At 33.7% G+C, this 13,349-nt stretch carries 16 protein-coding genes; all 16 read right to left on the reverse strand.

Annotated elements, in window-relative coordinates; translation table 11 throughout:
- Positions 1-33 precede the first annotated feature (33 nt).
- On the reverse strand, positions 34-564 hold the full coding sequence (nusG, locus tag HALSA_RS09835) for a transcription termination/antitermination protein NusG (RefSeq protein ID WP_013406422.1): 531 nt from the start codon (positions 562-564) through the stop codon (positions 34-36).
- Between the two features lie 36 nt (positions 565-600).
- The gene (gene secE, locus HALSA_RS09840) at positions 601-804 is read right to left on the reverse strand and encodes a preprotein translocase subunit SecE (RefSeq protein ID WP_013406423.1); all 204 of its coding nucleotides are present in this window, start codon (positions 802-804) and stop codon (positions 601-603) included.
- A 37-nt stretch (positions 805-841) separates the two neighbouring features.
- Positions 842-991 carry a 50S ribosomal protein L33 gene (gene rpmG, locus HALSA_RS09845; RefSeq protein WP_013406424.1) on the reverse strand — a complete coding sequence of 50 codons (150 nt, stop codon included), beginning with the start codon at positions 989-991 and terminating at the stop codon, positions 842-844.
- A 253-nt stretch (positions 992-1,244) separates the two neighbouring features.
- On the reverse strand, positions 1,245-2,438 hold the full coding sequence (gene tuf, locus HALSA_RS09850) for an elongation factor Tu (protein ID WP_013406412.1): 1,194 nt from the start codon (positions 2,436-2,438) through the stop codon (positions 1,245-1,247).
- Between the two features lie 146 nt (positions 2,439-2,584).
- Positions 2,585-3,238: an RNA polymerase sporulation sigma factor SigH gene (gene sigH, locus HALSA_RS09855; protein WP_049773933.1), complete on the reverse strand. Its 654-nt coding sequence runs from the start codon at positions 3,236-3,238 to the stop codon at positions 2,585-2,587.
- A gap of 63 nt (positions 3,239-3,301) precedes the next feature.
- Positions 3,302-4,042 carry a 23S rRNA (guanosine(2251)-2'-O)-methyltransferase RlmB gene (rlmB, locus tag HALSA_RS09860; protein ID WP_013406426.1) on the reverse strand — a complete coding sequence of 247 codons (741 nt, stop codon included), beginning with the start codon at positions 4,040-4,042 and terminating at the stop codon, positions 3,302-3,304.
- Positions 4,042-4,737: an FAD-dependent thymidylate synthase gene (gene thyX / locus HALSA_RS09865; RefSeq protein ID WP_013406427.1), complete on the reverse strand. Its 696-nt coding sequence runs from the start codon at positions 4,735-4,737 to the stop codon at positions 4,042-4,044. The genes rlmB and thyX overlap by 1 nt, the downstream gene beginning before the upstream one ends.
- Position 4,738: 1 nt before the next feature.
- The gene (gene cysS, locus HALSA_RS09870; protein WP_013406428.1) at positions 4,739-6,193 is read right to left on the reverse strand and encodes a cysteine--tRNA ligase; all 1,455 of its coding nucleotides are present in this window, start codon (positions 6,191-6,193) and stop codon (positions 4,739-4,741) included.
- A 92-nt stretch (positions 6,194-6,285) separates the two neighbouring features.
- Positions 6,286-7,752, reverse strand: a complete 1,467-nt coding sequence (gene gltX, locus HALSA_RS09875; protein WP_013406429.1) for a glutamate--tRNA ligase — start codon at positions 7,750-7,752, stop codon at positions 6,286-6,288.
- Positions 7,753-7,778: 26 nt separating this feature from the next.
- Entirely contained in the window at positions 7,779-8,570 is a 792-nt protein-coding gene (locus HALSA_RS09880) for a HutP family protein (RefSeq protein WP_013406430.1), read from the reverse strand.
- Positions 8,557-9,090: a 2-C-methyl-D-erythritol 2,4-cyclodiphosphate synthase gene (gene ispF, locus HALSA_RS09885; RefSeq protein WP_013406431.1), complete on the reverse strand. Its 534-nt coding sequence runs from the start codon at positions 9,088-9,090 to the stop codon at positions 8,557-8,559. The genes HALSA_RS09880 and ispF overlap by 14 nt, the downstream gene beginning before the upstream one ends.
- Complete coding sequence (ispD, locus tag HALSA_RS09890; RefSeq protein WP_013406432.1) at positions 9,091-9,780, reverse strand: 2-C-methyl-D-erythritol 4-phosphate cytidylyltransferase; 690 nt, start codon at positions 9,778-9,780, stop codon at positions 9,091-9,093. It abuts the gene before it with no gap.
- A 16-nt stretch (positions 9,781-9,796) separates the two neighbouring features.
- The gene (locus tag HALSA_RS09895; RefSeq protein ID WP_013406433.1) at positions 9,797-10,882 is read right to left on the reverse strand and encodes a PIN/TRAM domain-containing protein; all 1,086 of its coding nucleotides are present in this window, start codon (positions 10,880-10,882) and stop codon (positions 9,797-9,799) included.
- Positions 10,883-10,915: 33 nt separating this feature from the next.
- Positions 10,916-11,416 (reverse strand): CarD family transcriptional regulator, encoded by a 501-nt coding sequence (locus tag HALSA_RS09900; RefSeq protein ID WP_013406434.1) that lies wholly within the window; start codon positions 11,414-11,416, stop codon positions 10,916-10,918.
- 117 nt (positions 11,417-11,533) lie between these two features.
- Positions 11,534-12,613 carry a DNA integrity scanning diadenylate cyclase DisA gene (disA, locus tag HALSA_RS09905; RefSeq protein ID WP_013406435.1) on the reverse strand — a complete coding sequence of 360 codons (1,080 nt, stop codon included), beginning with the start codon at positions 12,611-12,613 and terminating at the stop codon, positions 11,534-11,536.
- Between the two features lie 61 nt (positions 12,614-12,674).
- A complete protein-coding gene (locus HALSA_RS13035; protein ID WP_238524747.1) occupies positions 12,675-13,316 on the reverse strand; it encodes a magnesium chelatase domain-containing protein in 642 nt (213 codons plus the stop codon).
- Positions 13,317-13,349 lie beyond the last annotated feature (33 nt).

Consider the following 13,349-nt stretch of genomic DNA (forward strand, 5'->3'; position numbering starts at 1 on the left):
ATACATAATAATACTCTAAATTTATTAATCTATCTAAGTAGTTTTAATTTGAGAAAATTCAAGCTCAACAGGTGTTTCACGTCCAAACATTGAAACTAGAACCTTTACTTTACCCTGTTCAGGATGAATTTCTTTAACTATACCTTCAAAATCTTCAAATGGTCCACTTGTTACAACAATTTGATCTCCAACTTCAAATTCAACCGAAACTTTTTTGGCTTTTTCTCCCATGCTGCGTAATATATTATCTATTTCATCTTTTTCAACAGGTAATGGTTTATTACCACCACTTACAAAGCCAATAACCCCTGGTGTGTTTTTAACAACATACCATGATTTATCATTTAAATCCATTTGTAAAAGAATATATCCCGGAAAGATCCGTTTTTTAACAACTTCATCTTTTCCTTTTTTCTTTTCGATTTTTTCTTCTGTGGGAACTAAAATACGAAAAATATTATCTTCCATACCTGTACTGGCTATTCTTTTTTCAAGATTTGCCTTAACTTTTTTTTCATGCCCAGAATAAGTGTGGACAACATACCATTTGCTTTCTTCACTCATATTTAAGGATTCGGCTAAGAATCCTCACCTCCTCAATCAAGTAATTAATGGAGTTATTATATTAGCCAGTGTTAAATCAAGAATACCAATAAAAATTATTAAAGCAATTATCGTTAAAATAACTACTAGAGTATTTGAAGTAAGCTCTTTTTTGTTTGGCCAATTAACTTTTTTCAGTTCGCCTCTAACCTGCTTAATAAACTTAGTTATTTTGCCAAAAAACCCTAGTTCTTTTGCCATTTTAAATCACTTCCTCAACTTAAAATATTAAGTATATTTACTTTGTTTCACGATGGAGGGTGTGCTCCTTGCAAAACTTACAATATTTTTTCAGTTCCAGTCTATCCTTTGTGTTTTTCTTATTTTTTTTGGTAGAATAATTGCGATTTTTACATTCATTACATTCCAGTGTTATAATTTCTCTCACCGTAAATCCACCTCCTCAATCAAACAAATCCTCTTTAAATCTATATAATATAAAGTTATATTAAACAAAAAAGTTTTTTCTTTTTCAATTATTTTAATTATTCATAGCCTTAATAAATTTAACATATCTTAAAGCAATTGTCAATATTATTTAGAAAAAAAACATGTGCAGAAGGCCTGCACATGTCTATTGAATTAAATTTAAGTTTTTATACTGAATGTAAATAAATCACGAATAACTCTGCAGTTTTAAGTTACTCAATAATTTCAGTAACAACTCCGGCTCCAACTGTATGACCACCTTCACGAATTGCAAAACGCAGTCCTTCTTCCATTGCTATTGGAGTAATTAGTTCTCCTGTCATTTCAATGTTATCTCCAGGCATTACCATGTCTACTCCTTCTGGTAAATGAATATCTCCTGTTACATCTGTTGTCCGGAAATAAAACTGTGGTCTGTATCCATCAAAAAATGGAGTATGTCTTCCTCCCTCATCTTTGCTTAATACATAAACTTCTGCATGAAACTTTGTATGAGGTGTTATACTTCCTGGCTCTGCTAATACCTGACCTCTTTCTATATCTTCCCTCTTTACTCCTCTTAATAATGCTCCGATATTATCTCCTGCTACTGCTTCATCCAGTAACTTACGGAACATCTCTACTCCTGTTACTACTGTAGTTGTTGTATCTTTGATTCCCACTATTTCTACCTCATCCTGTGGGTGTAAGGTTCCTCTTTCTACACGGCCTGTCGCTACTGTTCCACGACCTGTTATTGAAAATACATCTTCTACCGGCATTAAGAATGGCTTGTCTGTCTCTCTTTGTGGCTCTGGTATATAACTGTCCACTGCTTCCATCAGTTCTATTATCTTGCTTCCCCATTCTCCTTCTGGATCTCCATTTTCCAGTGCTTTTAGCGCTGATCCTACTATTACTGGAATGTCGTCTCCTGGAAAGTCATACTCATCTAATAATTCTCTTACTTCCATTTCTACTAACTCTATTAATTCCTCATCATCTACCATATCTGCTTTGTTTAGGAATACTACTATGCTTGGTACTCCTACCTGTCTTGCTAGCAAAATATGTTCTCTTGTCTGAGGCATTGGTCCATCTGCTGCACTTACTACAAGAATCGCTCCATCCATCTGAGCTGCTCCTGTTATCATGTTCTTTACATAATCAGCATGTCCTGGACAATCTACGTGAGCATAGTGTCTGTTTTCTGTCTGATACTCTACGTGAGCTGTTGCTATTGTGATTCCTCTTTCTTTTTCTTCTGGTGCATTATCAATTGTATCAAATGCCCTTACTTCTGCTCCACCGTAGTTTGCAAGCACTGTTGTGATTGCCGCTGTCAGTGTTGTCTTTCCATGGTCAACATGGCCTATTGTTCCTATGTTAACATGTGGTTTGGTTCTTTCAAATTTTTCTTTTGCCATCGTTTTTCTTCCCCCTTAAAAATTTAACTTTTCCTTTATTTTACTTTCCGAATAAAAAATCCATAAAAAAGGCCTGTCGGCTGCAGGCCGTTTACTGTCATTTTAAAAAATAACAGTTTATATTTTTTAAAAATCAGAAGCAAGTTCTAGATATCATTTTTTTCTAGAAAAACCTCTAATTTTCTTTTTACTCTCTGTAAAGCATTATCAACAGATTTAACATGTTTATCAAGGGTATCCGCAATTTTTTGATATGATTTACCATCAAGATATTCCTGTAAAACATCAAACTCTAAATCACTTAACATAGATGATATTTCTGATTCTATTAAATCATATGTTTCATTGCTGATAAATAAAGATTCAGGGTTTGAAAGTTTTCCCCCTTTAAGCACATCAAGAAGGGTCCTATCCGATTCTTCGTCATAAATAGGTTTATTTAAAGATATATAGGTATTAAGTGGCTGATGTTTCTGACGAGTTGCAGCCTTAATAGCAGTGATAATCTGCCTGGTAATACATAGTTCAGCAAAAGCTCTAAAGGAAGCAAGCCTTTCAATTTTATAATCTCGAACAGCTTTGTAAAGACCAATCATACCTTCCTGAACAATATCTTCCCTATCTGCCCCAACTAAAAAGTATGATCTTGATTTAGCTAAGACAAAATTTTTATATCTTCTGATTAGGGTTTCTTGAGCTTCCATATCTCCCTGGTGAACCAGTTCAACAAGCTCATCATCGCTCATCTGTTTATACTCTTCAAAACTAATATCATCAAAGTCAAGTTCATGAGCATTCATTTTCAAGCAGAATCCCTCCCTTATCCATTACATATCCTATTATACTTGTTTAAAAAAGTTTCGTCAAGAATTATCTTTTTCTTCCTGACGAAAAATTTCATAAATTATAACAGCAGCTGCAACTGAAGCATTTAAAGACCCCAGCTCCCCTTTCATTGGAATCTTCACTAGGAAATCACAGTTTTCTCTCACAAGTCTTCTTAAACCACTGCCTTCACTACCAATTACAAGAGCTGTGGAACCTGAAAAATCTGCTTCAAAATGACTTTGCTCTCCTGCAGCATCTGCACCAACAACCCAAAAATGGGCATCTTTAAGAGCTTTAATAGCATAATTAATATTAGAAACCTTTACAAGGGGTATATGTTCTGCCGCTCCTGCAGCAGCTTTTAAGACAACGGGAGTTATATCAACTGCCCTTCTATCCTGATAAACAACTGCATCTGCTCCAGCAGCATAAGCTGTTCTAATTATGGCCCCAAAATTATGAGGGTCTTTGATTTCATCGAGTATTATAGTCAGTGAATCACCAGGTTTTTCATCCTTTATATTTATTATATCATTAATATTATACTCTTTTAAATGGTCTGCTTCTGCTATTATACCTTGATGAGCATGTGAACGAGCAGTTTCAGATAGTTTTTTATTTGAAATTCTGGTGATAGGTATATTGTCTTTTTCAGCCATTTCTAAAATATCATCTATGATTTCAGAAGAACTGTTTTCTTTTATATAAATCCGATGTATTTTGCGGCCGGCACGAAGTGCTTCATAAACAGCATTTCTTCCTTCAATTCTTGGCATTAATTATCATCCCTTTTTTTTATTCTTTCTAAACGTCCACAAGAAAGTTCCCCTTCTGGACAATAACCTTCTGCAATACAGGGAGCACCAGCCTTTTCAAAAAGCACAGGAGATATTTCTTTAACCTGTTTTAGCATTTGATTGGCTAAACTTCTAATTTCCCATTGGGCCCTGGTACAACAGCGCAAACTGAAAAAATGATAAAGTGAACGAGCATTATAAGAGACCATTAAATTTGTTTTTATTGTCGGTAGTACAAAACGAGCATCTTCAGCTGGAATATCTTCTTCTAAGATTTTATTATATATATTTTCCCCTTTTTTCATCCATTCTCTATATTCTTTAGCTGCTTTTTCGTTTTTGGCAATCTTAGGAGGAATAATATAATCAAAATTATCTTCTTTAACATAACGCTGGGAGCGCTGACTATAAGATGTGCCCACCCTTTGCCTTACCAGTTGATGGCTGGCAACTCTGCTGCAGACAATATGAAAGTAAAAATAACTGTGTTCTAAAGTAGAATGATGGCCTAGTGAAACAACTTTTCTAACAAGATTGTTCATTTCTTCCTGTGACATTTTTTTTTGCAACTCTTCTGCTCCATCTTTTGAATAACAGAGTCTGGCTGCAATCGCAACATTTCTTTCTGGATTTTTAGTATAATCAATAAGTTTAGCCTTAGGCTTTACTTCCATCTTAATTCTCCTCTTCTTTTTGCACAATTTCCCATTCGGTCCCTCTCTGGGTATCGATAACCTCGATTCCAATTTCTTTAAGTTGATCTCGAATATAGTCTGCCTCTTCCCAATCATTTTTATCTCTAGCTTTTTGTCTTAACTCTAATAATAGTTCAATTAAAGGTTCAACAAAACCATCATTTTTTGTTTTAGACTTTTCGACTGAAAATTTCAGACCTAAAATATCTGCTAATTCTAAAAATAACTCTTCACTTTCTTCTAAAACAGAAAAGTTTTTCTCATTTAAAGTAAATTCAGAACGATTTATATATGAATTTATTTCTCCCACAAAATCATGTAAAACCCCTATTGCTTCAGCAGTATTAAAATCATCATCAAGGGCTTTTTTAAATTCTGCCCTAATTTCTTTAGTTTTTTTCAGAAAATCTTTGTCCAGTCGATCTCCAGTAGATGATTCTATATCACCACTTAAAACTTTTGCAAGTTCCTGGCGGGTATTTGTCAATCTCTGCAGAGAAGTTTGTGCTTCTTCTAATTTTTCATAAGAAAAATCAATGGGACTTCTATAATGTCTGGTCAACAAGAAATATCTTATTACCTGAGCTGAAAACTCTTTTAAAACTTCTCGACTGGTAAAGAAATTACCCTGTGATTTAGACATTTTTTCGCCACTAAGATTAACAGTACCATTATGTAGCCAATATTTAACGAATTTCTGTCCACTGTAAGCTTCAGATTGAGCTATTTCATTTTCATGATGAGGAAAAATTAAATCTACTCCTCCACCATGAATATCGAAGGTCGCTCCTAACCTTTTCATTGACATTGCTGAACACTCAATATGCCAGCCTGGCCAACCTTCACCCCACGGGCTATCCCATCCTTCTCCTGCTTCTACCTTTTTCCAAAGAGCAAAATCTAAGGGGTTTTTCTTATCTTCATTTACAGCTATCCTGGCACCTGCCTGCATATCTTCTATTGACCGACCAGAAAGTTTACCATAATCCTCAAAGCTATCTACACTAAAATATACATCTCCATTAATTTCATAAGCATAACCTTTTTCAATTAATTTGGACACCATCTCTATAATTTCATCAATGTTTTCACTAACTCTTAAATACTGATCGGCAGCTTTAATATTAAATGACCTAATATCTTCTAAAAAAGCATTCGCATATTTATCAGCTAGTTCTGCTGCTGTCATTCCTTCTTCTTCAGCTCTTTTTACTATTTTTTCATTAATATCTGTAAAATTAGAAATATATTCTACTTCATAACCTGAATATTCTAAGTAACGACGAATTACATCATAATTTATAGCACTTCTGATATGGCCGATATGTGAGTAATTCTGTACTGTCAAACCGCAAACATACATCCTCACCAGACCGGGTTCTACAGTTTCAAATTTTTCTTTTTTATTATTTAATGTATTATACACCTTCAACATTTTTTTCACTCCTCTCTGGCTGAAATGTTTTAGTAAATATTTTAAAAAAGAGCCTCCTCTATTTTTTAGAAAAGACTCTTTAATTATTAAATTTATTCAGCCAATTCAAGTGCATTATCAAGCCGCAAAGCAACCTCATCGGCTCCAAATATTGAAATTACACTTGTCATTTCAGGACCAGATCCTTTACCAGTAATTGCTAATCTGGTTGGATGATAGATTGTCCTAGCACCAACATCTAATTCATCTTTTAATTCTTTAAATATCTCCGCCACTCTCTCAGGTGTTAATTCTTTTTTAGCATATAATTTTTCTTTTAAGGCAGCAAAAACCAATTTAACATCTTCACCACTAAATTCTTCTGCTGCTGATTGAGGATCTTCGAATTCTAGCTCTGTTAAAAACAATTCTGCTTCAGCTGGTATTTGAGCCAGGTAATTAACTCCAGTTCTAGCTTCATCTATTACTTCAGCTAACCAATCCCGGTTTTCTTTAGCATAATCACTATCAATAAGACCACTTTCAATTAAAAATGGTATAGAAAGATCAAGAATTCTATCTAGCTCAGCAGATCTAATATATTTACCATTCATCCAATTTAATTTCTCTCTATCAAAAACTGCTCCACTCTTGTTTACATCTTCGAGAGCAAAACGTTTAATAATTTCTTCTTTAGATAAAATTTCTTCTTCATCACCACTGGACCATCCTAAAAGAGCCATAAAATTAAATAATGCTTCTGGAAGATATCCCTGTTCTCTAAATTCACCTACATAAACGGAGTCTTTGCCTCTCTTTTTTAGCTTAGCTTTATTTTCATCTAAAATTAAAGGTAAATGGGCAAATTTAGGTAGCTCAAAATTAAGGGCCTTATAAATCATAATTTGTTTTGGAGTATTTGATAAATGATCTTCTCCCCTGATTACATGAGAAATTTTCATTAAGGCATCATCTATAACAACTGCAAAATTATAAGTTGCCATTCCATCTGATTTAAAGATTATAAAATCATCCAAAACAGAACTATTAAATTCCACTTTGCCACGAATGATATCATCAACAACAATTAATCTTTCTTCTTTAGGCATTTTGAACCTTAATACATAATCTCTACCTTCAGCTTCATATGCCTCTTTTTCGGCCTGGCTCAAATTACGACAGCTTCCATCATAACGAGGCATTTTATCATTTTCTACAGCTTTGTTACGCATTTCTTCTAATTCAGCTTGTGTACAGTAACATTTATAGGCATGACCAGATTCTAACAATTCATCTCCGTGTTTTTGATAAATGTCAAGCCTTTCAGTTTGACGATATGGGCCATATTCTCCGCCAATTCCCACTCCTTCGTCAGCTTCAAGTCCCAGCCATTCCATTTCACGGATTATTATTTCCTCAAACTCTTTGCTAGACCTGGCTTGGTCAGTATCTTCTATTCTTAAAACTAGTTCTCCACCTTTCTGCTCTGCGACCAACCAATTAAATAGAGCAGTTCTCATGTTCCCAATATGTATTTTCCCAGTTGGGCTTGGTGGAAAACGCAATCTTATATTATCCATTATTGTAAATTCCTCCCTAAAAAATATTAAATAACACTTGTTCCAACGGTAAGATGTTCAGGACCATCAACCAGAGCATGGCCAAACTTGCCGAATATCGCTACAGAAACATGGCCTTCACCTCTTACAACAGCGATCTTAAAACCTCCGCCCAAGCCAGGATTAACCAGTGCTAATTGACTATAAGCATCTTTAACTGCATTAGAAATCGCCATTTTTTCTCTAGAATTTTCATTGATAACTCCTCTTGCAATTGCTGCAACAGTTGTGCTTTCACGCAGTTTAATTGGCAACTTTTCTGCACTTGCTCCTGTTTGAGTTATTGCACCCCTGTAACCATATCCCTGTATTTTTTTTAACCAGTACTCTTCATAGTCCCTACTCCTGGTCATGGATAAATAAATAGCAGAGCTTTCTGGAGTAATAGTTTTCTTTTCCATCTCCATCTCTGCTTCTTCATCTTTTAAATAGCCATAAACTATATCCTCTGACGTTACAATTCCAACCAGTTCCTGCTTATCATTAAAAACAGGTAAACCTCCAATATGATTATCGGATATTTTTTTTGCTGCATCTTGAACGGTCTTTTTTTCATTTATTTTAATTAAATCTTCGGACATAAAATCTTCAACTGGTGCCTGTAGGTCTTTTTCAGAAATTATATCACCATCTGTAAGCATTCCAATTAATTCTCCATTTTCTACTACTAAAAGTCTTCCGATTTTATTAATTGATAGAATTTTTTCTGCTTCCATGATAGTTGCATCTGGATTTATTGTAATCGGATTAGCGGTCATTACATCTTTAACTAACATCATCAGTCTGCTCTCCTCCTTCTATGGAATTATAGAAATTCCATAATCTCTTCTCTATTATACTTACAACAGCAAAAGCTGCCATACCCTCTTCACGACCTACAAAACCCATTTTTTCATTAGTTGTCGCCTTAAAATTTATTTTGTCTTTAGTAATTTCTAAATCATCAGCAAGAGAATTTACTATCTGTTCTCTATAACTTTGCAATTTAGGCTTTTCTGCAACAACCTGTAGGTCACAATTATTTATCAGAAATCCTTCCTTATTAACTTCTAGAACAATTTTTTTTAGCAGCTTTGAACTGCTAATGTCTTTGTATTCGGGAACATCATCAGGAAAATGGGTTCCAATATCTCCGCTTCCTAATGCTCCCAGCAGAGCATCAATTAAAGCATGAATTAATAAATCTGCATCAGAGTGTCCTTTTAAACCAAACTCAGAAAGGATTTCAACGCCTCCCAAAATTAATTTTCTACCTTTTATAAATCGATGACTATCATAACCAAATCCAACTTTTAACAATTACTTTCTCTCCTTTAAAATTACCTCAGCAGGTTTTAAATCTTCTGCAGTAGTAATTTTGAGATTATTATAATCTCCATCAACTATATATACATTTTTCCCAAGCAGCTCTACTAAAGAAGCATCATCAAGGGCTGTTTCTTTTTGATACTCATGATGTGCTTTTTTTATTAAATCTAAATCAAAAGCCTGAGGAGTCTGTATAGCACGTAGTTTATCTCGATTCAAAGTCTGCTTGGAAATAGAATCCTCTACAAGCTTAATTGTATCTTTTACTTTAACACCACAGCTAACTGCTTTATGCTCTTTTACAGCCTGATAGGTAGATTCTATTAAAGACTTTTCTATCAAAGGTCTTGCTCCATCATGTATTAATACATAATTAATATTATCACTTAAAGAAGTAATACCATTATAGACTGATTCCTTCCTGCTATTACCCCCTGAAACCAGAGACAAAGTTTTTTGGGCAGAATAAGAAAACAACGGCTGTATTTTATTTTTAAAATAATCTATTTCCTTACTATTAAGCACAATTACAATTTCTGCTGCTTTACCCCAATCCGCAAAAGATTGAATAGTATAATATAAAATAGGTTTGCCAAGCAGAGGTAAAAATTGTTTGTTTATATTATGCCCCATTCTTTTTCCCTGGCCAGCAGCAGCTATAACAACTCCTACTTTGTTCATATTTAATCCATCCTCTTTAGTTTGTTTTTGGACGAGCAAAAATCATTCGTCCAGCTGCTGTTTGGAGAATACTTGTTACTAAAACAGAAATGTCATCTCCAATATATTTAACACCATCTTCTATAACAATCATTGTGCCATCATCAAGATAAGCAACTCCCTGACCATTTTCTTTTCCTTCTTTGATAACTTTTACATCCATTTGCTCTCCTGGTAGCACAACAGGTTTTACTGCATTGGCAAGTTCATTGATATTTAATACATTAACACCTTGAAGTTCTGCAACCTTATTCAGATTATAGTCATTTGTCAGTACTTTAGCATCCAAATTTTTAGCAAGGCGAACAAGTTTGCTGTCTACTTCGGATATTTCTTCAAAATCTGCATCAATAATTTTTACCTTTATTTTAACATCATTTTGCATTTGTCTTAAAATATCAAGCCCTCTTCTACCGCGATTTCTTTTTAAATCATCAGATGAATCGGCAATATGCTGCAGCTCTTCTAAAACAAATTCAGGAATGATAAAATTACCTTCAATAAAACCAGTTTTACAAATGTCAAAAATTCTTCCATCAATAATTACACTTGTATCAAGAATTTTGTCACTTCCTGTTTTGTCAGCTTTAGTAAAATCAAGGTTTTCTTTATTACTCTGAAAAATAAAAGAACTTATTTCTTTTTCTTTATGAATTGCAAGAGCAAAACCCATATAGGTAAAGGTGATGTTTATCAGTATCTGTAAAGGCATACCTATACGCGGGATATTAGGAATAGAAAATACAAAATTTATAATAGCACCAAGAATAAGACCAATAATTAGTCCAATAATTGCAATAACAATTTTTTTCCAGGTTATATCTTTAACTTTAACTTCAAAGTCCATTATAAAGTTAAGCAGTTGGTTTAAGGAATAATATATAATAAAATAACCGAGTAAAAAACCCAACAACACAGCAAAAAATTGTGTTGTTAAGAAAAAATCACCTATATTCTGCCAGCTAAATTGATATTCAGTAGCCAAACCGAAAATATCAACTAAATGATAAGCTATAATACCTCCAAAAATAGCAAATATATATCTCATTATTTTTTTTAACATGATCTCTCACCTCCTTCCAGACAAGTTTTTTATTTATGCTTCAAGATCTTCTTCGTCTAGAATAAAGAGATCATCCATTTTTTCAGCAATTTCTTCTTCATCCATATCTTTAGCCAAAACCAATTCACTAATTAATATTTTTCTTGCATTGCTTAACATCTTCTTCTCACCAGTAGATAAACCTTTTTCTCTATCTCTTATACTTAAATTTCTCACAACCTCAGCTACTTCAAAAATATCCCCAGTTTTTAACTTTTCTTGATTTGCTCTGTAGCGTCTGTTCCAGTTTTGTGACATCTTACTTTTTTCACCATTTAATAATTTAAATACATCATTAGCCTTTTCTTCTGAAATAACATCTCTAATTCCTATCTTATCAATCTTGTCAACAGGAATCATTACCTTCATTTCTCCTATAGGTAATTTCATTATATAATATTTCTTTTTTTCATCCAAAATAGTTTTAGTTTCAATACCTACAATTGTTCCTGCACCATGATTTGGATAAACGACTTTATCGCCAATTTTATACATCTTACCCACTCCTCTTTTGTGAAAGCAATAAAAATCCACTCTACAATTATACCATCTCAAAAAGCAGCAGTCAATTTATGCAGCTTTTAAGAATTCAACTTATTGTGAGTGACAAAATTAAATATGTCTATCTAATAAAACCTGATCTCTTAGTCTTCTTAAACCATCTTTGATTGCTTGAGCTCGAACTTCACCAATTCCATCTACATCGTCTAACTCATCTGCTGATGCTCTTATTATAGCTTGTAGGTCTTTGAACTCGTCAACCAAATTTTCAATTACTGGCATAGGCAACCTGGGTATTTTCTTTAATATTCTATAACCTCTAGGTGATACAGATTCGTCAAATGCATTAACACTGCCACTATAACCAAGTGCTTTACTGATTGTGTTAAGAGTTAAGATCTCATCTGAAGACCAGTCAGTGAGACTTTCTAAAACAGCTTCAGGATGTGTTAAATCTTCTTCTAATTCTTCAGAAATATAATCCTCTATTAAAAGCAGCCCCTCTTCTTTAACGTTACTTACCAATTCTTCTAACTGCATTTTAATCAAGCGCCCCTCTGAACCTAATTCTGAAATATATTTTTCGATTTCACGCTGAATTTTTAATACCATTTCTGTTCTCTGAATCACGGTTACTACATCAGAAACAGTTACTAAATCTTCAAATTCAAGAGCACTTAAATTAGTTAATGCCTGATCAAATACCGAGCGGTATTTATCTAAAGTTTGTATTGCTTGATTCGCTTTAACGAGTACCACCCTGATATCTTCTAAAATATGTTTAGAATCCTTTTTATAAATTGTAATTATTGAGCGCCTCTGAGAAATAGCTATAACCAGTTCACCTGTCTGCCGTGCTACACGCTCTGCAGTTTTATGTCGGGTTCCCGTTTCAGAAGATCCTACAGTAGGATCAGGAATAAGCTGGGCATTTGCAAATAAAATATTTTCTGCTTCTTGATCTAATACTATTGCACCATCCATTTTAGCTAGTTCATACAATCTAGCAGGGGTTACAGAAGCACCAATTTTAAAACCATCATTTACCAGTTCAAGTACTTCTTTTTTATCGCTTACAATAATTAAACCACCTGTTTGGGCTCGCAGAATATTTTCTAACCCATCTCTTAATATGGTGCCTGGTGCAAGAATCTTAAGAATATCAAGTAGTTTTTCATCAATCTCTTCCATTGCTTCACCCCTCTCTTTATATAATTTGTCTTTATTTTGAGCTTAGTTTTATTATAATATTTTATTTGTTTTTTAAAATAATTTTAATAAACTCAGCAATATTTTTAACTCCATCAACTTTAATCTCCTGATCGAAACTTAAACTCTTTAAATTACCAGCTGGAATCACAAAATGTTTAAAACCCAATTTTTTAAGTTCTTTAACTCTTTTTTTAATCTGGCCTACAGCTCTTACTTCACCTGCAAGACCGATCTCTCCTATTACAGCACTTTTATTATTTATAGCTATATTGCGATAACTGGAAATAACTGCAGCAGCAATAGCAAGATCAAGTCCGGGTTCTTCTACATTAATACCACCAGTAATATTCATATTTACATCTTTATCTTTGAAATTAAGACCAAGTCTTTTTTCTAAAACAGCAAGCAAAAGTGAAAGCCTTTTATGATTAACGCCCTTGCTTAACCGCTGGGGTGAAGAAAAAGCAGCATCTGTAACCAAAGCTTGAAGTTCAACTAAAAGCACCCTACTACCTTCTAAAATAGGGGTGATAATTGATCCAGAAACATCTGCTGGTCTTTCGTTGATAAAAAAACTTGAAGGATTGCTAACCTCTTTAATACCACTTTCTTTCATTTCAAAAACACCAATCTCATTAGTTGAACCATATCGATTCTTTTTCGCCCTCAGCATTCTATACATATGATAATTGTCTCCTTCAAACTGAAGTACAGT

The sequence above is a fragment of the Halanaerobium hydrogeniformans genome (assembly GCF_000166415.1).
GTDB lineage: Bacteria > Bacillota > Halanaerobiia > Halanaerobiales > Halanaerobiaceae > Halanaerobium > Halanaerobium hydrogeniformans.

What these genes read in the sequence shown, in the direction of transcription:
- nusG (WP_013406422.1), bottom strand. Translation starts at nt 564, where the DNA reads ATGAGTGAAGAAAGCAAATGGTATGTTGTCCACACTTATTCTGGGCAT.
- secE (WP_013406423.1), bottom strand. Translation starts at nt 804, where the DNA reads ATGGCAAAAGAACTAGGGTTTTTTGGCAAAATAACTAAGTTTATTAAG.
- tuf (WP_013406412.1), bottom strand. Translation starts at nt 2,438, where the DNA reads ATGGCAAAAGAAAAATTTGAAAGAACCAAACCACATGTTAACATAGGA.
- sigH (WP_049773933.1), bottom strand. Translation starts at nt 3,238, where the DNA reads ATGAATGCTCATGAACTTGACTTTGATGATATTAGTTTTGAAGAGTAT.
- rlmB (WP_013406426.1), bottom strand. Translation starts at nt 4,042, where the DNA reads ATGCCAAGAATTGAAGGAAGAAATGCTGTTTATGAAGCACTTCGTGCC.
- thyX (WP_013406427.1), bottom strand. Translation starts at nt 4,737, where the DNA reads ATGGAAGTAAAGCCTAAGGCTAAACTTATTGATTATACTAAAAATCCA.
- cysS (WP_013406428.1), bottom strand. Translation starts at nt 6,193, where the DNA reads ATGTTGAAGGTGTATAATACATTAAATAATAAAAAAGAAAAATTTGAA.
- gltX (WP_013406429.1), bottom strand. Translation starts at nt 7,752, where the DNA reads ATGGATAATATAAGATTGCGTTTTCCACCAAGCCCAACTGGGAAAATA.
- HALSA_RS09880 (WP_013406430.1), bottom strand. Translation starts at nt 8,570, where the DNA reads ATGATGTTAGTTAAAGATGTAATGACCGCTAATCCGATTACAATAAAT.
- ispD (WP_013406432.1), bottom strand. Translation starts at nt 9,780, where the DNA reads ATGAACAAAGTAGGAGTTGTTATAGCTGCTGCTGGCCAGGGAAAAAGA.
- HALSA_RS09895 (WP_013406433.1), bottom strand. Translation starts at nt 10,882, where the DNA reads ATGTTAAAAAAAATAATGAGATATATATTTGCTATTTTTGGAGGTATT.
- HALSA_RS09900 (WP_013406434.1), bottom strand. Translation starts at nt 11,416, where the DNA reads ATGTATAAAATTGGCGATAAAGTCGTTTATCCAAATCATGGTGCAGGA.
- disA (WP_013406435.1), bottom strand. Translation starts at nt 12,613, where the DNA reads ATGGAAGAGATTGATGAAAAACTACTTGATATTCTTAAGATTCTTGCA.
- HALSA_RS13035 (WP_238524747.1), bottom strand. Translation starts at nt 13,316, where the DNA reads ATGTATAGAATGCTGAGGGCGAAAAAGAATCGATATGGTTCAACTAAT.